Annotated in this window: 19 protein-coding genes and 1 pseudogene; 10 read left to right on the top strand and 10 right to left on the bottom strand. The window is 69.4% G+C overall.

Annotated elements, in window-relative coordinates:
- Positions 1 to 24: 24 nt before the first annotated feature.
- Together A5712_RS12410 and A5712_RS12405 are read right to left on the bottom strand one after the other, a co-directional pair.
- On the bottom strand, positions 25 to 972 hold the full coding sequence (locus A5712_RS12410) for an MBL fold metallo-hydrolase (protein ID WP_068104949.1): 948 nt from the start codon (positions 970 to 972) through the stop codon (positions 25 to 27).
- The gene (locus A5712_RS12405; RefSeq protein WP_068104946.1) at positions 969 to 1,415 is read right to left on the bottom strand and encodes a PPOX class F420-dependent oxidoreductase; all 447 of its coding nucleotides are present in this window, start codon (positions 1,413 to 1,415) and stop codon (positions 969 to 971) included. The genes A5712_RS12410 and A5712_RS12405 overlap by 4 nt, the downstream gene beginning before the upstream one ends.
- Before the next feature lie 60 nt (positions 1,416 to 1,475).
- Between A5712_RS12405 and A5712_RS12400 the strand changes: the two genes are divergently transcribed.
- The 6 genes from A5712_RS12400 to ilvA are packed head-to-tail and all read left to right on the top strand — an operon-like array spanning position 1,476 to position 7,905.
- On the top strand, positions 1,476 to 1,877 hold the full coding sequence (locus A5712_RS12400; RefSeq protein WP_068104944.1) for a helix-turn-helix domain-containing protein: 402 nt from the start codon (positions 1,476 to 1,478) through the stop codon (positions 1,875 to 1,877).
- Between the two features lie 17 nt (positions 1,878 to 1,894).
- The gene (locus A5712_RS12395; protein ID WP_068104942.1) at positions 1,895 to 2,368 is read left to right on the top strand and encodes a VOC family protein; all 474 of its coding nucleotides are present in this window, start codon (positions 1,895 to 1,897) and stop codon (positions 2,366 to 2,368) included.
- A 39-nt stretch (positions 2,369 to 2,407) separates the two neighbouring features.
- Positions 2,408 to 4,234 carry a fatty acid--CoA ligase FadD11 gene (gene fadD11, locus A5712_RS12390; RefSeq protein WP_068104939.1) on the top strand — a complete coding sequence of 609 codons (1,827 nt, stop codon included), beginning with the start codon at positions 2,408 to 2,410 and terminating at the stop codon, positions 4,232 to 4,234.
- 14 nt (positions 4,235 to 4,248) lie between these two features.
- A complete protein-coding gene (locus A5712_RS12385) occupies positions 4,249 to 6,132 on the top strand; it encodes a lysophospholipid acyltransferase (RefSeq protein ID WP_156766534.1) in 1,884 nt (627 codons plus the stop codon).
- A 31-nt stretch (positions 6,133 to 6,163) separates the two neighbouring features.
- Positions 6,164 to 6,601: a nitroreductase family deazaflavin-dependent oxidoreductase gene (locus A5712_RS12380; RefSeq protein ID WP_068104933.1), complete on the top strand. Its 438-nt coding sequence runs from the start codon at positions 6,164 to 6,166 to the stop codon at positions 6,599 to 6,601.
- 23 nt (positions 6,602 to 6,624) lie between these two features.
- Positions 6,625 to 7,905 carry a threonine ammonia-lyase gene (gene ilvA, locus A5712_RS12375; RefSeq protein ID WP_068104930.1) on the top strand — a complete coding sequence of 427 codons (1,281 nt, stop codon included), beginning with the start codon at positions 6,625 to 6,627 and terminating at the stop codon, positions 7,903 to 7,905.
- 43 nt (positions 7,906 to 7,948) lie between these two features.
- On the opposite strand, the gene A5712_RS12370 is transcribed toward ilvA, so the two are convergent.
- Entirely contained in the window at positions 7,949 to 8,638 is a 690-nt protein-coding gene (locus A5712_RS12370; protein ID WP_068104927.1) for a pyridoxamine 5'-phosphate oxidase family protein, read from the bottom strand.
- A 40-nt stretch (positions 8,639 to 8,678) separates the two neighbouring features.
- Here A5712_RS12370 and A5712_RS12365 point away from each other — a divergent pair, with 40 nt between their 5' ends.
- Complete coding sequence (locus tag A5712_RS12365) at positions 8,679 to 9,992, top strand: aminotransferase class I/II-fold pyridoxal phosphate-dependent enzyme (protein ID WP_068104924.1); 1,314 nt, start codon at positions 8,679 to 8,681, stop codon at positions 9,990 to 9,992.
- On the opposite strand, the gene A5712_RS12360 is transcribed toward A5712_RS12365, so the two are convergent.
- From A5712_RS12360 to A5712_RS31335, 4 genes are all read right to left on the bottom strand, one after another.
- Positions 9,970 to 10,575 carry a mismatch-specific DNA-glycosylase gene (locus A5712_RS12360; protein WP_068104920.1) on the bottom strand — a complete coding sequence of 202 codons (606 nt, stop codon included), beginning with the start codon at positions 10,573 to 10,575 and terminating at the stop codon, positions 9,970 to 9,972. The genes A5712_RS12365 and A5712_RS12360 overlap by 23 nt on opposite strands.
- A gap of 56 nt (positions 10,576 to 10,631) precedes the next feature.
- Positions 10,632 to 11,165 (bottom strand): hypothetical protein, encoded by a 534-nt coding sequence (locus A5712_RS12355; protein ID WP_068104917.1) that lies wholly within the window; start codon positions 11,163 to 11,165, stop codon positions 10,632 to 10,634.
- Positions 11,162 to 11,737 (bottom strand): hypothetical protein, encoded by a 576-nt coding sequence (locus tag A5712_RS12350; protein WP_068104915.1) that lies wholly within the window; start codon positions 11,735 to 11,737, stop codon positions 11,162 to 11,164. Before A5712_RS12350 ends, A5712_RS12355 begins: the two co-directional genes overlap by 4 nt.
- A gap of 74 nt (positions 11,738 to 11,811) precedes the next feature.
- Positions 11,812 to 11,967 (bottom strand): DUF6131 family protein, encoded by a 156-nt coding sequence (locus A5712_RS31335; RefSeq protein ID WP_173817425.1) that lies wholly within the window; start codon positions 11,965 to 11,967, stop codon positions 11,812 to 11,814.
- 103 nt (positions 11,968 to 12,070) lie between these two features.
- On the opposite strand from A5712_RS31335, the gene A5712_RS12345 reads away from it, so the two are divergent.
- Positions 12,071 to 12,721 carry a response regulator transcription factor gene (locus tag A5712_RS12345; RefSeq protein WP_068104914.1) on the top strand — a complete coding sequence of 217 codons (651 nt, stop codon included), beginning with the start codon at positions 12,071 to 12,073 and terminating at the stop codon, positions 12,719 to 12,721.
- On the opposite strand, the gene A5712_RS12340 is transcribed toward A5712_RS12345, so the two are convergent.
- Positions 12,718 to 13,620 (bottom strand): class I SAM-dependent methyltransferase, encoded by a 903-nt coding sequence (locus A5712_RS12340; RefSeq protein WP_068104908.1) that lies wholly within the window; start codon positions 13,618 to 13,620, stop codon positions 12,718 to 12,720. The genes A5712_RS12345 and A5712_RS12340 overlap by 4 nt on opposite strands.
- An 87-nt stretch (positions 13,621 to 13,707) precedes the next feature.
- Between A5712_RS12340 and A5712_RS12335 the strand changes: the two genes are divergently transcribed.
- Together A5712_RS12335 and A5712_RS12330 are read left to right on the top strand one after the other, a co-directional pair.
- A complete protein-coding gene (locus A5712_RS12335) occupies positions 13,708 to 13,917 on the top strand; it encodes a type II toxin-antitoxin system VapB family antitoxin (protein ID WP_068104905.1) in 210 nt (69 codons plus the stop codon).
- Complete coding sequence (locus A5712_RS12330) at positions 13,917 to 14,321, top strand: PIN domain nuclease (protein WP_068104902.1); 405 nt, start codon at positions 13,917 to 13,919, stop codon at positions 14,319 to 14,321. Before A5712_RS12335 ends, A5712_RS12330 begins: the two co-directional genes overlap by 1 nt.
- Before the next feature lie 6 nt (positions 14,322 to 14,327).
- Here the strand turns inward: A5712_RS12330 and treZ are convergent, their stop codons facing one another.
- Positions 14,328 to 16,061 (bottom strand): malto-oligosyltrehalose trehalohydrolase, encoded by a 1,734-nt coding sequence (treZ, locus tag A5712_RS12325; protein WP_068104899.1) that lies wholly within the window; start codon positions 16,059 to 16,061, stop codon positions 14,328 to 14,330.
- Positions 16,054 to 16,427 (bottom strand): annotated as a pseudogene (locus A5712_RS12320) (malto-oligosyltrehalose synthase); the annotation flags it as partial. The pseudogene A5712_RS12320 and the gene treZ, both read right to left, overlap by 8 nt.

Genomic DNA, 16,427 nt, shown 5'->3' with positions numbered 1-16,427 from the left:
AAGACGCGCTCCGCGCGCGAGTTGCTAGGCCGGCAGCTGCTGCGCCGCCTGGTGGTCGTGGGTCGGGATGATCGTCACTGCGTGCCGCGCCAGGTGCAGCCGGTGCAGCGTCCGGAAGGTCTGGTCGCGGTCCACGTCGACCAAAGCCCCTGGGTAGCTGGACTTTTGGCGGACCTTCTCGATCTGCAGCCGGTGCCAGGCGGCGTCGCCGGCGATCAGGATCCAGCCGCGGGCGGTGTGGGCGAGCACCCCGACGCTGCCCGGGGTGTGGCCGGCCAGGTCCACCAGCAGGACGGAGCCGTCGCCGAAGAGGTCGTGGCTTGCGGTGAAGGTCAGCACCGCCGGACCGTCCAGGTCGTATTCGGTGAGGGTCCGATCGCGCAGCGAATCGCGGACACCGCCCACGGGCGCCACCGGGCCGGCACCGATCCACTCGTTTTCCTTGCGGTGCAAGAGCACCGGCAGCTCGGGCAGGTCCAGCAGTCCCGACACGTGATCCCAGTGCGCGTGGGTGGGCAGGGCGAAATCCAACCGCGGCGTTTCCGGCAGCCGCGCCAATGCCGCGACGGTGGGGATGGTGTCCGCGGGGGGCCGGACCACGCCACGCAGCACCGCGGGCAGTTGGGCGATCGCCCGCCGATCGACGTCGGTGCACACGGCGGGGTCGACGATGAATGTGGCGTCCGGGTGCGTGACGATGAACGACGTCAGTGAGTTCTCCACGCGCGCAGGGCGGAACGTGCCCTCAACGATGGCGGCCGTCGGCACCGAGCGGGGCACCTGCGGCAGCGCGGTCACCGCGACGGTGCCGCGCGGATCGGGCAATCCGGCGTCGGCGATGCTGCGGATGAGCCGCCCGTCCAGCCGCCGGGGCCACACCAGACCGCGAACGAGTCCGGTTGCCGCGCCGCAGCATTGGAGGATGGTGGGGGAGCGGACGGGGTCGGGCAGTCCGGCCTTGGTCGCGGTCATGGCAGCTCCACCCGCACGATGGCGCTGTCGGCCCAGACGCGACGGTCGCGGGCGCGCCGCAGCTTTTCGCCGACACACAAGTCCCCGTGGACGTTGGTCACGCCCGGAACCTTGATCAGCGGCACGATGTTCCACTGCCAGCCATAGCGCCGGTGCAGCAGGCGGTTGGCCCGCTCGGCGTCGGCGCCGGACAGGATCGTCGCTCGGCCCGCCAGCGTCGTGGCGCCCGGGCGCACCCGCCCCCGGTAGTCGCAGGCGGCCAGTTCGACATCGCGACGCGCCGCCAGCCGCCTGGTCTTCGGCCCCACCTTGGTTCGGAACACCAGCGCGTCGCCGTCGAGGCCGAACCAGATCGGGGTGTCGACCGGGGTGCCGTCGCGGCGAAAGGACCGGAGCAGGGCGTAGCGGGCGTGGCTCAATTCGTCGAGCGCTGGAGTGTGCATGCTCCCAGTCAACGACTTAGAGTTAGCTCTAAGTCAAGCATCGAGTTTCGGGAGGCGGCGATGGCCCAAGGCCTGACGATCGGGGAGGTGGCGCGCCGGTCCGGGGTCGCGGCCACGACGCTGCGGTACTACGAGCAGATCGGCCTGGTTTCGGCGCCGGCGCGGCTGGGCGGCCAGCGCCGCTACGACGATTCGGTGCTCGCGCGGCTCGAGGTGATCCGCCTGTGCAAGTCGGCCGGCTTCGCGCTGGAGGAGATCCAGTTGCTGTTCGCCGACGACGCGCCCGGACGGCCCACCAGCCGGGCGCTGGCCGAGGCCAAGCTGGCGGAGATCGACGCGCAGCTGGAGTCGCTGGCCCGGGCGCGCGCCGTCATCGAGTGGGGGATGCGCTGCACGTGTCCGTCGATCGACGCGTGCACCTGCGGGATTCACACCGCGCCGTCGGTGCCCTACGCCGTCTAGCAACTTGAGGAGCAGCGATGACCCACCCGATCGCCGTGCAGAACTTCTCGCACATCTGCATCGGCGTCTCCGACATCGAGGCGTCCCTGGCGTTCTACACCGCGGTGCTGGGCATGGATGTCGTGTTCGACGTCGAGCTGGCCGGGGCCGGGTTGGAGTCGGTGACCGGCGGGGCGGCGCAACAGGGCCGCATGGTGGGCGGGCTGATCGGCGCCGCCATGGTCGAGCTGCTGTCGTTGGGCGCGGTCCCGGGGTCCCCAAGTGGCCCGCACCTGGGCTACACCAACATGTCGTTCCGGGTCGACGATCTCGACGCGGCCTACGACACCGTCCGGCGCCAGCACCCCGACGTCCGGGCCGAGCCGCCCGTCGACATCGGCGGCGTGCGGATGTTCTTCATCCACGATCCCGACGGCACCCCCGTCGAACTGCTCGAATTGCCGGGCGGCGCGTCGAGCACGGTGCAGCTCTGGCGACCGGATGCCCGGTGATGTGTTCCGCGCCACAACCCGCCGACGTACGCTCACCGAATGACGACAACCGAAGGCCCTGCCACCCTCTGTGAGGCGTTCCAGCGCACCGCGTCGATCGAGCCGGACGCCGTCGCGCTGCGGACTCCCGGCGGCACCCAGACGCTGACCTGGCGCGAGCTCGCGGAGCAGGTGCGCAAGGTCGCCGCCGGCCTGGTGGGGCTCGGGGTGGGGCGGGGCGACACGGTGTCGCTGATGATGGCCAACCGGATCGAGTTCTACCCGTTGGAGATCGGCGCCCAACACGTTGGTGCCGTTTCGTTTTCGGTTTACAACACGCTGCCCGCCGAGCAGCTGACCTACCTGTTCGAGAACGCCGGCACCAAGGTTGCGATCTGCGAGGAGCAGTACGTCGACCGCATTCGCGCCAGCGGCGCGTCGATCGAGCACATCGTCTGCATCGACGGCTCGCCGCCGGGCACCATCTCGGTCGACGACCTCTATGCCGCCGCGCCCGCGGACTTCGACTTCGAATCCGCCTGGCGGGCGGTGCAACCCGAGGACGTCGCCACCCTCATCTACACGTCCGGGACCACCGGGAACCCCAAGGGCGTGGAGATGACGCATGCCAATCTGCTGTTCGAGATGTTCGCCCTCAACTCGGTCCTGCCGGCCCAGTTCGGTGACCGGGGCACGTCGTTCCTGCCGACGGCGCACATCGCCGACCGGGTGATGGCGCTCTACGGCCTGGAGGTGTTCGGCACCCAGGTCACGGTGGTCTCGGACGCGCGCGCCATCGCCGCCGCGCTGCCCGACGTGCGGCCGACGGTGTGGGGGGCGGTGCCGCGGGTGTGGGAAAAGCTGAAGGCCGCAATCGAATTCGCCGTGACTCACGAGGAGGACGAGGTCAAGCGGCAGGCGCTGCAGTGGGCGATGTCGGTGGCCGCCCGGCGCGCCGCGGCCCTGGTCGCCGGCGAGGAGATGTCGGAGGAGCTGGCCGCCGAGTGGGCCAAGGCAGACGAACTGGTGTTGTCGAAGCTGCGGGAGCGACTCGGCTTCGGCGAACTGCGCTGGGCGGTCTCCGGTGCGGCGCCGATTCCCATCGAGACGCTGGCCTTCTTCCTCAGCATCGGCATCCCGATCGCCGAGGTCTGGGGCATGTCGGAGCTGAGTTGCGTGGCGACCGTGAGCCATCCGGGCCAAGCCCGCCTCGGCACCGTCGGCAAGTTGCTGCCCGGTCTGGAGGGCAAGATCGCCGACGACGGCGAGTTGCTGGTCCGCGGTCCGCTGGTGATGAAGGGCTACCGCAGGGAACCCGCCAAGACCGCCGAGGCGATCGACGAGGACGGCTGGCTGCACACCGGCGACATCTTCGAGGCCGACGCCGAGGGCTATCTGCGGGTGGTGGACCGCAAGAAGGAGCTGATCATCAACGCGGCCGGAAAGAACATGTCGCCGGCCAACATTGAGAACACCGTCCTGGCCGCCTGCCCGATGGTCGGCGTGATGATCACGATCGGCGACGGCCGGCCGTACAACGCCGCCCTGATGGTCTTCGACGCCGACTCGGTCGGCCCCTTCGCGAGCCAGCACGGGCTGGCGGAATCGTCTCCGGCGGCCCTGGCGAGCCACCCTGACGTCATCGCTCAGATCGCCGCGGGTGTGGCCGAGGGCAACGCCAAACTGTCTCGGGTCGAGCAGATCAAGCGCTTCCGGGTGTTGCCCACCGTGTGGGAGCCGGGCGGGGACGAGATCACGCTCACGATGAAGCTCAAGCGCAAGCCGATCATGGCGAAGTACGCGGCCGAGATCGAGGAACTGTATTCTCCCGACCTTCATCCCGACGTCCACGAGCCTGCCGAAGCCGCGACGGTGCAGCCGGCGTGAGCGGGGGACCGGTGGTGTCGGCGCGCGAAATGGGTCGTACGGGGGTGCGAAAGCTGCTGCAGCGCAGCGGGATTGTCGACGAGTCGACGACGCCGTTGCCGACCGATCCCGACGAGGTGGTCGAGCTGCTGGCGGCCCCGTGGTACAACGAGCGGCTGGCCAAGCTGGCCGAAGAGCTCGGGCGCGATCGCGACGACGTGCGCGCCGAGGCGGCCGGCTACCTGCGTGAGATGGCGCCGTCCCTCGACGAGCGGGCGGTCAGGGCCTGGCGCAGCTTCAGTTGCTGGCTGATGCGGGCCTACGACATCCTCGTCGACGAGGATCAGATCGCCCAGCTGCGCAAGCTGGACCGCAAAGCGACTCTGGCGTTTGCCTTTTCGCATCGCTCCTACCTGGACGGGCTGCTGCTGCCCGAGTCGATCCAGGCCAACCGGCTCTCGCCCGCGCTCACCTTCGGCGGCGCGAACCTGAACTTCTTCCCGATGGGCGCCTGGGCCAAGCGCACGGGCACGATCTTCATCCGCCGTCAAACCAAGGACATTCCGGTGTACCGGTTCGTGTTGCGCGCCTACGCCGCACAGCTGGTGCAAAACCACGCCAACCTGACCTGGTCGATCGAAGGGGGCCGCACCCGGACCGGCAAGCTGCGACCTCCCGTGTACGGCATCCTGCGCTACATCAGCGACGCCGTCGACGAAATCGACGGCCCCGAGGTCTATTTGGTGCCGACCTCGATCGTCTACGACCAGTTGCACGAGGTGGAGGCGATGACCGCCGAAGCCTACGGTGCGGCGAAACGGCCGGAGGACTTCCGGTTCCTGGTCCGGCTGGCGCGACAGCAGGGCGAGCGGCTCGGGCGCGCCTACCTGGACTTCGGCGAACCGCTGCCGCTGCGCAAGCGCCTGGAGGAGTTGCGCGCCTTGGACACCTCGGCGTCCGGGACCGGCACCGAAATCGAGCGGATCGCACTGGACGTCGAGCACCGGATCAACCGCGCGACCCCCGTCACCCCCACCGCGGTGGTCAGCCTCGCGCTGCTGGGCGCGGACCGGTCATTGTCCGTCAGCGAGGTGCTGGCCACCGTGCGTCCGCTGGCGAGCTACATCGCAGCGCGGAACTGGACAGTGGCCGGCGCCGCCGACCTGACGAACCGCTCGACGATCCGCTGGACGCTGCACCAGCTCGTCGCCTCGGGCGTGGTGAGCGTCTACGACGCCGGCACCGAACCCGTCTGGGGCATCGGAGCCGACCAGCACCTGGTCGCGGCGTTCTACCGCAACACCGCCATCCACATCCTGGTCGATCGCGCCATCGCCGAGACGGCACTGCTTGCCGCGGTCGAAGACGCCGAGAATTCCGTGGACCGCCTGGTGTTACCGACGACCGTCCGCGACGAGGCGCTGCGCCTGCGCGAGCTGCTGAAGTTCGAGTTCTTGTTCTCGGCGCGGGCCCAGTTCGAGAAGGAACTGGCCGGCGAGGTGCGCCTGATCGGGCGGGTGGAGGACACCAGCAAGGCCGCCCCCGCGGCAGACGTGCGGGGGCTGCTGGAAAAGGCCGACCTGCTGCTGGCGCACCTGGTGCTGCGCCCGTTCCTGGACGCCTACCACATCGTCGCCGACCGGCTGGCCGCCTACGACGACGAATCTTTCGACGAGGACACGTTTCTCACCGAATGTCTCGAGGTGGGCAAGCAGTGGGAACTGCAGCGCCGGATCGCCAACGCCGAGTCGCGGTCGATGGAGCTGTTCAAGACCGCGCTGCGCCTGGCGCGGCACCGCGAGCTGGTGGACGCGTTCGAGGACCCCCAACTCGCCCAGCGACGGCGCGAGTTCGCCGACGAGATCGCCACCGCCGTGCGGCGCGTCAACGCGATCGCGGAGCTCGCGAGGGCCCAGTGAGCCGGTCGGCGCCGAGCCTAGAGTTGGTGACATGCCACTTTCTGGTGAATACGCACCCAGCCCGCTCGATTGGTCCCGGGAACAAGCCGACAAGTACGCCGAATCCGGCGGGACCGAAGGCGCCGAGCTCAAGGGCAAGCCCGTCATCCTGCTGACCACCGTCGGGGCCAAGACCGGCAAGATCCGCAAGACCCCGCTGATGCGCGTCGAGCACAACGGCGAGTACGCCGTCGTCGCCTCGCTCGGCGGGGCCCCGAAGCACCCCGTCTGGTACTACAACATCAAGAAGAACCCGCGCGTCGAGCTGCAGGACGGCGCCGTCACCCGCGATTACGACGCCCGCGAGGTGTTCGGCGACGAGAAGGCCGCCTGGTGGGAGCGTGCCGTGCAGGCGTGGCCGGACTACGCCGAGTACCAGAAGAAGACCGACCGTCAGATCCCGGTGTTCGTGCTGAGCCCAGTCGGCTGAACGCGGCATGGGACCATTGATCGGTGTCCGCTGAACTGAGCCAGACCCCGCGTGAGTCGCCGCTGTGCGCGGCAGACATCGATGCGGCGGCCCAGCGGATCGCCCCCGTGGTCACGCCCACCCCGCTGCAGCTGAGCGATCGGCTGTCGGCGATCACCGGCGCGCAGGTCTTCCTCAAGCGCGAAGACCTTCAGGTGGTGCGCTCCTACAAGCTGCGCGGCGCGTACAACCTGCTGGTGCAGCTCTCCCAGGAAGAGCTGGCCGCGGGCGTCGTGTGCTCGTCGGCGGGCAACCACGCGCAGGGGTTCGCCTACGCCTGCCGCGCGCTCGGCGTGCACGGCCGCGTCTATGTGCCGGCCAAGACGCCCAAACAAAAGCGCGACCGGATCCGCTACCACGGCGGGGACTTCATCGAGCTGATCGTGGGCGGGTCGACCTACGACCTCGCCGCCGAGGCGGCGCTCGACGACGTCCAACGCACCGGCGCCACGCTGGTGCCGCCCTACGACGACCCGCGCACCATGGCCGGGCAGGGCACCATCGCCCTGGAGCTGCTCGATCAACTCGAGGTGGAGCCGGACCTGGTCGTCGTCCCGGTGGGCGGCGGCGGCTGCATCTCCGGCATCACCACCTACCTGGCCGAACGGACGACGAACACCGCGGTGCTCGGCGTCGAGCCCGCCGGCGCCGCGGCCATGATGGCGGCGCTGGCCGCCGGTGAGCCGGTGACGCTCGACCACGTCGACCAGTTCGTCGACGGCGCCGCGGTGAAACGGGCCGGGACGCTGACCTATGCGGCGCTGGCCGCCGCCGGCGACATGGTGTCGATCACCACGGTCGACGAGGGCGCGGTGTGCACCGCGATGCTGGACCTGTATCAGAACGAGGGCATCATCGCCGAGCCGGCGGGTGCGCTGGCGGTCGCCGGGCTGCTGGAGGCGAACGTCGAGCCCGGGTCCACGGTGGTGTGCCTCATCTCGGGCGGCAACAACGACGTGTCGCGCTACGGCGAGGTGCTGGAGCGCTCGCTGGTGCATCTCGGTCTCAAGCACTACTTCCTGGTGGACTTCCCGCAGGAGCCGGGCGCCCTGCGCCGGTTCCTCGACGAGGTGCTCGGGCCCAACGACGACATCACCCTGTTCGAGTACGTGAAGCGCAACAACCGGGAAACCGGTGAGGCGCTGGTCGGGATCGAGCTGGGCTCGGCCGCGGGCCTGGACGGGCTGATGGCGCGGATGCGGGCGACGGAAATCCACGTCGAGGCCCTCGAGCCCGGTTCGCCGGCCTACCGCTACCTCCTGTAGCCGCTTTGCTTTCGCGCCGCGAGGGTGCGCATTTGTACACGGTTTACGGCGTGTCGCCGTACGGACACGCGCCCTCGCGGGATGCGGCGAGGTACGACGGCGTCGGCGTGCCGGGTACCAGGTCGTCGGCCGGCACCGGGGTTCCGGCCGTCAGGCTCAGCGGCACCACGCCGGCCCAGTGCGGCAACACACTGTCCTCCGGATCGTCGACCGGGCCGCCGGCGCGCACCTTGGCCGAGACCTCGGCCAGGTCCAGCGCGAGCACCCCGGTCGCGGCGAGTTCGCGCGCGTTGGGATTGCGGCAGTCGTCCGCGCGGCCGGGCCGGATGTGGTCGAGCAGGCCGCGCAGCGCGCGCAGCTTCTCCGCGGGATCGTCGACCACCCGAGCGGCGCCCAGCACGACCACCGAGCGGAAGTTCACCGAATGATGCATGGCCGATCGGGCCAGCACCAGCCCGTCGACGAGCGTTACGGTGACGCAGACCGGCAGGCCATCCGGCGCCGCCTTGGCGGCCAGGAGCGGGCCGCCGCCGGTGGAACCGTGCAGGTAGAGGGTCTCGCCGAGGCGAGCATGAGTCGTCGGCAATACCACCGGCCCACCGGCGCCCTGGTAGCCGAGGTGACAGATCAGGGCCTCGTCCAGGATCGCGTGGACGGTGGGTCGGTCGTAGCGCGCGCGTTCGCGATACCGGGTGGGCGTGGTTCTTGGTGTTTGGCGATATGCGGTGTCCAAGGGATTGCCTTTAATTTCGTACTAATACATAATTACTCTCGTGCCAGTACAATATATGGGGACGGGCGCCCAGTCCATAGCCGCCAACGTCGAGGAGGCCATCTCCCACGGCGCGCTGGCGCCGGGGGACGCGCTGCCGCCGATCCGCGACCTGGCGGGCCGACTCGGCGTGAACCCCAACACCGTGGCCGCGGCCTACCGCCTGCTGCGTGATCGCGGTGCCATCGAGACCGCGGGGCGCCGTGGCACCCGGGTGCGGCACCGCCCCGCGACGACGCCACGTTCGCGGCTGGGGCTCGACGTGCCCGACGGCGTGCGCGACCTGTCGAGCGGGAACCCCGACCCGGCGCTGCTGCCGATCGCCTTCGCGCGGGTCCCGCGCCCCAGGCCGCTGGTCTACGGTGAGCCGGCGATGTCACCCGCCTTGGTCGATCACGCCCGCGCGGCGTTCGCCGCGGACGGCGTCCCGGCCGATCACCTGGCGGTGACGAGCGGCGCGCTGGACGGCATCGAGCGCGCGCTGACCGCGCACCTGCGCCCGGGTGACCGGGTGGCGGTGGAGGACCCGGGATGGGCCAACCTGTTGGATCTGCTTGCTGCCCTGGGTCTTTCGGCGGAGCCGGTACGAGTCGACGACGACGGCCCGCTGGTCGCCGACCTGGCCCGGGCCCTCGGGCGCGGGGTGCGGGCGGTGGTCGTCACCTCCCGCGCGCACAACCCGACCGGTGCGGCGCTGTCCGCGGACCGCGCGGACGCGCTGCGCGGATTGCTGGCCGCGCGCGCAGACGAGGTGCTGCTCATCGAGGACGACCACTGCGCCGGCATCGCCGGGGCGCCCCTGCACACGCTGGCCGGATCGACCGGCCACTGGGCGTTCGTGCGATCGGCGTCCAAGGCCTACGGTCCGGACCTGCGCGTCGCCGTCCTGGCCGGGGATCGCCGCACCGTCGAGCGCGTGCACGGCCGCCTGCGTCTCGGCCCCGGCTGGGTGAGCCACCTGTTGCAGGATCTCGCCGCCGGCCTGTGGTCCGACGACGCGGCGGCGCGCCTCGTCGGCGAGGCCGAGAAACAGTACGCCGCCAACCGGACGCGGCTTCACACCGCGCTGGCCGAGCGCGGCGTCGCCGCCCACGGGCGCTCCGGGCTCAACGTGTGGGTCCCGGTGCCCGACGAGACGGTAGCGATCACCCGGCTGCTCGGCGCGGGTTGGGCCGCGGCGCCGGGGGCGCGGTTCCGGATTCGCACCCCACCCGGGATCCGGGTCACCGTCGCCGATTTGGGCGCGCGCGAGATCGAGCCGCTGGCCGACGCGATCGCCGAGGCGGTGCTGGCTACCGGCCGTCCGAGCGTGTAGGGATGCTGGCGGCGCGGGCGACCTCGCCGTAGGCGGCCGCGAGGTTGGGCAGCGAGGCGTGGGCGTTGCGCCCGCTCGGATTGGGGAGCACCCACAGCTCGGTTCCGGGGTAAGGCGACACTTGGATGCCGGTCCTCGCCAGGCGGTCGCCGAAGGCGTCGCGGTAGGCGGTGACCCCCAGGACGGCGACCACCCGGGGAGAGTACCGCCGGACGGTTTTGTCCAGCCGGTTCCGGCCCTCGATAAACTCCGCGACCGTGAGCTCGTCCGCGCCCGCGGTCGCCCGCTCGACCAGGCTGGTGATGCCGATTCCGAGGTCCAACAAATACTTCCGGTCGGCGGGTGTAAACCCGGCCGAGGCGTCGATCAGATGATCGGTGACGCCGGCACGGAACAGCGCCGGCCAGAACCGATTGCCCCGGGGAGCGAAATGGGCTTGCACGGCAACGCTTCTCAGGCCCGGGTTGATCCCGACGAACAGCAGCCGAACCCGGTCAGAAATCAGGTCGGGCAAGGTCCTGCCCGCGAACCGCTTCAGCTGCTCGCGGGTGAACCGGGCCTCGTCGTGCGGGGCGTCATCCACAACGCAGTATTACAGCCCCTGCGCCGACGGGTCACATTGCAGTGCGCGCCGCCCGCTCAGACCGCGAGCAACCGCTCGAAGAATTCGCGGTAGTGCATCAGCGCCACCCGCAGGTCTTCGGTGGAAGCTTCCTCGCCGCGAGCCCACTGCTCTTCGAGCCGGGAGCGAGCATGCGCGAAGCCACTGGTGAGCTGGTCGACGAGATCCGAGACCAGCACGTCGGCCTTCTGCACGCAGTCCCTGGGATCGTCGACGAACGCCGCCTGCACGCCCGCCCATCGCGCCCGCAGGTCCGCGAGTTCGTCATCGGCGAAGAGGTTTTCCTCCGCTGAGGACTCACGGTGCGCCTCGGATGTGTGGGAAACGTCCGCGGCGGTTTCGCGGCCGCGTCCCGCCTCGGCGTCGACATTCGGGGATCCGCCCGACATCCCCGACGGCGTGCCAGTCAACGGTTGCGACGGTTGCGTCGAAGCCGTCGGCGGGTCGTTCGACACCGGCGACGCCGAGCCCTGGCCCGCCGATGGCGTTGGAACACCAGAAGGTTCGTCGAACGTCTGAGTCGTCTCGGTCGGGTGCTCGTGCGTGGTCATGCGCTTCTCTCCCTTGATGTGTCGTTGTCTGCTGTCTCGCCGAGCAACTTCTCAAACAGCGCCCGGTAGTGGACGAAGGCTTCCCGCTGCTGCTCGGTGCTCACATCACCGCGCTGCTGCGCGAGGTGAATGCCATGCGCGGCGCGGTAGTCGTCGACGATTTGCGGGTGGTCGACCGAAATGTCAGCCGCCCGCTGATCGAAATCATCGATCGGGTAACCCCGTTCGCACATGACCTCCGTCACCAGACGATCGGCGACGCCGACTGCCGTCGCCGGATCGTCGACGAACGTGGTCTGCACCTGCTGCCAGCGGATGTTGAAATCCGATCGGGCCGCCGGCTTCAGGGGAACGATGTTGAGTTTCTCTCGCTTTCGTTCCCGGGCGATCAGTTCTTTCTCGGCGGCCTGTTCGCCTCCGGCCTGCGACACCAGGCGCTCGTATTCTGAGCCGTAGTGCTGCCTGAGTCGCTGCGATTTCCGACGTCTGTTCCCCACGATCGCCGCGACAACCACCACGGCGACCACGACGACGACACAGGCAGCGATCAAAATCCATTGCCAGACGGGCATTTCGCGCTCCTCTCGTACTCATGTCGAATAACCCGGGCGCCGCCGGGGCAAACGCGATTCCGCGGCGGACCCTGCTAGAAGTAGTGCCGGCGGCCGGCGACGGCGTGTCCGGTATGACCGACGATCGCCAGGATGGCGCCGATGACCAGCAGAATGATTCCGATGGTCCACAGGATGGAAATCTTGAGCAGGAACCCCGCGACGAGCAGGACGATGCCGAGAATGATCATGACGAAACCTCTCTCTATGAAGGCTGTTTCCCCCGACGCTGAGTCCAGTCGACCACCCGTAAGGGCGGTAGCAATACACCCCTAGGTAGGTAATGTTCGGGACGTGCCCATCACGGTTGCGCTCGTCGACGACTACGACGTCGTCGTCAAGGGCGTGGCCAACATGCTCGATCCCTACCGCGACCGCGTCGTGATCGCGGAGCTCGACTCCACCATGCCCGTCGAGGACACCGTCGACATCGTCCTGTACGACTCGTTTGCCCAGCCGGAATCCGACCACGAGGAGATCGCCGTCCTGGTGGCCAATCCCCGGGCGCACCGAGTTGTGGTCTACACCTGGAACTTTCATCCAGATCTCGTCGAGAGCGCGCGGCGACAGGGCGCGCACGGGTACCTGTCCAAGACGCTGCCCGCGCGCGAGCTGGTCGCCGCGCTGGAGGCCGTGCATTCCGGCGAGGAGGTCATCAGCGACGTGGCCTTGCGCGCCCGCAGCGCACCCGGCCTGGACTGGCCCGGCCGCGGCGAGGGGCTCAGCGACCGGGAGGCGGAGATTCTGGCGCTGATCACCCAGGGAAAGAGCAATGCCGACGTCGCGCGGTTGACCTACCTGAGCCCCAACACCGTGAAGTCCTACATTCGGACGATCTACCGCAAGCTAGGCGTCGCCAGCCGCACCCAGGCCGTGCTGTGGGGCGTCGACCACGGGTTCACGCCGGATCATCACCGCATCGAGCATTGGCGCGGCGGGCCCTAGGCCAGGGTCGCCGTCAGGTAGCCCGAGTCGCGGCCGAAGGGGCTCAGCTCGTCGTTGGGCAACTGGAACCCGTTGGCGGCGTAGCACTGCTCGGTGGTGCGGATGTCCACTCGCCAACCGTGCCCGGCGAGGTATTCCGCGGCGGTGTTGCGCTCGCCGGTGTAGAACAACTCGGCCAGGTTGATGTTGGAGCCGATGCGGCGCGATCGCTCGGTCAGCCGTTGCGCCCAGTCCGAGGGGACGTTGCGCATGTCCAGGTGCTCGGTCGCGATCCGGCTGCCCGGCGCCGAGAGGGCGGCGATGTTGTCGAACAGGCGGTCCTGGGCGTCGGGCGGCAGGTAGGGGAGCAGGCCCTCGGCGCTCCAGGCCGTCGGCCGTGCCGTGTCCAGCCCGGCCGCCACCAGCGCCGACGGCCAGTCGTCGCGCAGGTCGATGGCGACGGTGCGGCGCTGCGCGGCCGGTTCGGCGCCCAGGCCGGCCAGGGTGCGCGTCTTGAAGTCGATGACCTCGGGTTGGTCGATCTCGTAGACCACCGTGCCGTCCGGCCAGTTCAACCGGTAGGCCCGGGTGTCCAGGCCGGACGCCAGGATGACCGCCTGCCTGATGCCCGAGCCGGTCGCCTGGATGAAGAAGTCGTCGAAGAAGCGGGTACGCACGGCGATCTGCTCTTTCATGGTCCGGCGGCTCAACACCGGATCGTCCTCCGCGGGCCCGATCTCGCCGTCGACCAGCTTGACGAACGTGTCGATGCCGACCGCCCGCACCAGCGGGTCCGCCCACGGGTCGTCGAGCAGCGGATCCGGGCCCTGGGACGCCATGGCGCGCGACGCGGCGACGGCCGTCGCGGTCGCGCCGACGCTGGACGCCAGATCCCAGGTGTCGTTTTCGGTGCGGGTCATCCGCGAACCTCTTTCCACGCAGTCGTTACTTAGGCCGTTTAAGCGATATCCCGACTATACGCACGGTCCGATGTGTACGCTTGGTGTATGTCACGCACCAATATCGACATCGACGACGAGCTCGCCGCCGAGGTGATGCGAAGGTTCGGCCTCTCCACCAAAAAAGCGGCCGTTGACCTCGCTCTGCGGCGGCTGGTTGGTCTGCCGTTGACCCGCGAATTCCTGCTGGGGCTCGAAGGAGTCGGCTGGGATGGCGACCTCGAGGACGTGCGAAGCGAACGGCCCGCCACGTTCTGATGATCCTCGTTGACACGTCGGCCTGGATCGAATACTTCCGCGCTACCGGCTCGGCCGCCGCGGCCGAGGTGCGCCGACTGATCTCCGAGGAGGAGCGTCAAATCGCGATGTGCGAGCCCATCGCGATGGAAATCCTGAGCGGTGCGGCCGACGACAACGCCTACGTGATGCTCGAGCGGCTCGTGAACGGGTTGCCCTCGTTGGGCGTGGATAGCGCGATCGACTTTCGGGCCGCCGCCGACATCTATCGTGCGGCCCGGCGCGCGGGTAAAACGATTCGGAGCATCAACGACTGCCTCATCGCTTCGGTCGCGATCCGCCATGGTGCCCGCATCGTCCACCGCGATGCGGACTTCGATGTCATCGCGCAAATGACCAGCCTCGAGGCCACGTCGGTGCGCTGAGGGCGCTCAGCTCTGCTCGCGCACCGACAGGATCGCGAACGAATGCGCGGGCAGCTTGGCGCTGTCGGCGTCGACCTTCGGCTCGCCCCAGGCGAGCACGAGCTCGCCGGTCACGGGCACGGTCACCGGCTCGGTGCCCAGGTTGCAGGCGATGCGCAATCCGCCGCGGTGCAGCGTGATCCAACGCTCGGCCTCGTCGTATTCGACGACGAGGTGCTGCAGCCACGGGTCGGCCATGTCGGCGTCGTCGCGCCGCAGCGCGATCAGGCCCCGATAGATGCCCAGCAGGCGGGCGTGCTCACCGGCTCCGACCTCGCCCCAATCCAGTTTGGAGCGTTGAAATGTCTCCGGGTCCTGCGGATCGGGGATGTCGTCGGCGTTCCAGCCGTGTTCGGCGAACTCGGCCTTGCGTCCCTCGGCCGTGGCCCGCGCCAGCTCTGGTTCGGGATGCGAGCTGAAGAATTGGAACGGCGTCGACGCCCCCCATTCTTCTCCCATGAAAAGCATTGCGGTGTAGGGCGATCCGAGGACGAGGGCGGCCTTGACCGCCAGCTGGCCGGGGCTCAGGTTCTGCGAGGGGCGATCGCCGAGCGCCCGGTTGCCGACCTGATCATGCGTGCAGGTGTAGGTGACCAGCCGGGTGGCCGGGATGGTCGCGGTGTCCAGCGGTCGCCCGTGGCGGCGGTGGCGGAACGACGAGTAGGTGCCGGCGTGAAAGTAGCCGCGCCGCAACGTCTCCGCCAGGGTGGCGAGCGAACCGAAATCGGCGTAATAGCCCTGCCGCTCGCCGGACACGGCGGTGTGGATGGCGTGGTGGATGTCGTCGGCCCACTGCGCGGTCAGCCCGTAGCCGTTGCGATCGCGCGGAGTGATCAACCGCGGGTCGTTGAGGTCGCTTTCGGCGACGAGCGACAACGGGCGGCCCAGTTGGCGTGACAGCAAGTCGGTTTCGGTCGCGAGCTCCTCGAGGATGTGGATGGCCGTGGTGTCCACCAGCGCGTGGACGGCGTCGAGCCGCAGGCCGTCGGCGTGGAAGTCGCGCATCCAGCGCAGCGCGCAGCCGATGATGTAGCGGCGCACCTCGTCGGAGTCGGCGTCAGCGATGTTGATGCCCTCGCCCCACGGGTTGCTCGCCGACGACAGATAGGGGCCGAAGCGCGGCAGGTAGTTCCCCGACGGGCCGAGATGGTTGAACACCGCGTCGATCAGCACCCCCAGCCCGCGCGCGTGGCAGGCGTCGACGAACCGCACCAGGCCGTCGGGTCCGCCGTAGGGTTCGTGCACGCTGTACCACAGCACGCCGTCGTACCCCCAGCCGTGGGTGCCGGCGAAGGAGTTGACCGGCATCAGCTCGACGAAGTCGACCCCGAGATCGACCAAGTAGCCCAGCTTTTCGATGGCCGAATCGAAGGTGCCGCCGGTGGTGAACGTGCCGACGTGCATCTCGTAGATCACCGCCCCTTCGACCGACCGGCCGGCCCAGCCGTCGTCGGTCCAGGCGGCGTCGGCGGGGTCCCACAGCTGCGATCGCGCATGCACCCCCTCAGGCTGGCGGGGCGATCGGGGGTCGGGCAGTACCGTGGGGTCGTCGTCGAGCAGGTACCCGTATCGCGCCCCCGTCGACGCATCGACGTCCGCGTGCCACCAGCCGTCGTCGGACCGCGTCATCGGGTGCACAGCGCCGTTGACGTCGAGTCGCACCTGCGCGGGTTTGGGCGCCCAGACCCGGAATTCAGTCATGCCGGCGCTCCAACAGGACGACGGGCAGGTCCGAGAACAACTGGGCGGCCGAGGTCGCCCCGCTGGCCACGGCGCCGGACAAGGCGTCGGTCCAGGTGCCCTCGGGCAGCGGCACCACGGTGTTGCCCCAGCCCTTTTCGGCCAGCCGGACCGTCCAGCGGGTCACCGCGACCAGAACGTCGTCGCCGCGGCGAAACGCTACCACGTGGTCGGCGGCGTCGCCTTCGGCGAGCACCGGCCGGTGGCCGCCCCGCAGGAACGTCTCCGGGCGGGAGCGGCGCACCCGAAGCGCCGCGGCGACGACGCGAATCTTCGGGTGCTGCAGGTCTTTCAGCGCGGCGCGGCGGGCGGCATAGTCGACGGCGC

This window comes from Mycobacterium sp. E2327 (assembly GCF_001672675.1).
Classification (GTDB): domain Bacteria; phylum Actinomycetota; class Actinomycetes; order Mycobacteriales; family Mycobacteriaceae; genus Mycobacterium.
This window is presented reverse-complemented; position numbering and strand designations above follow the sequence as displayed.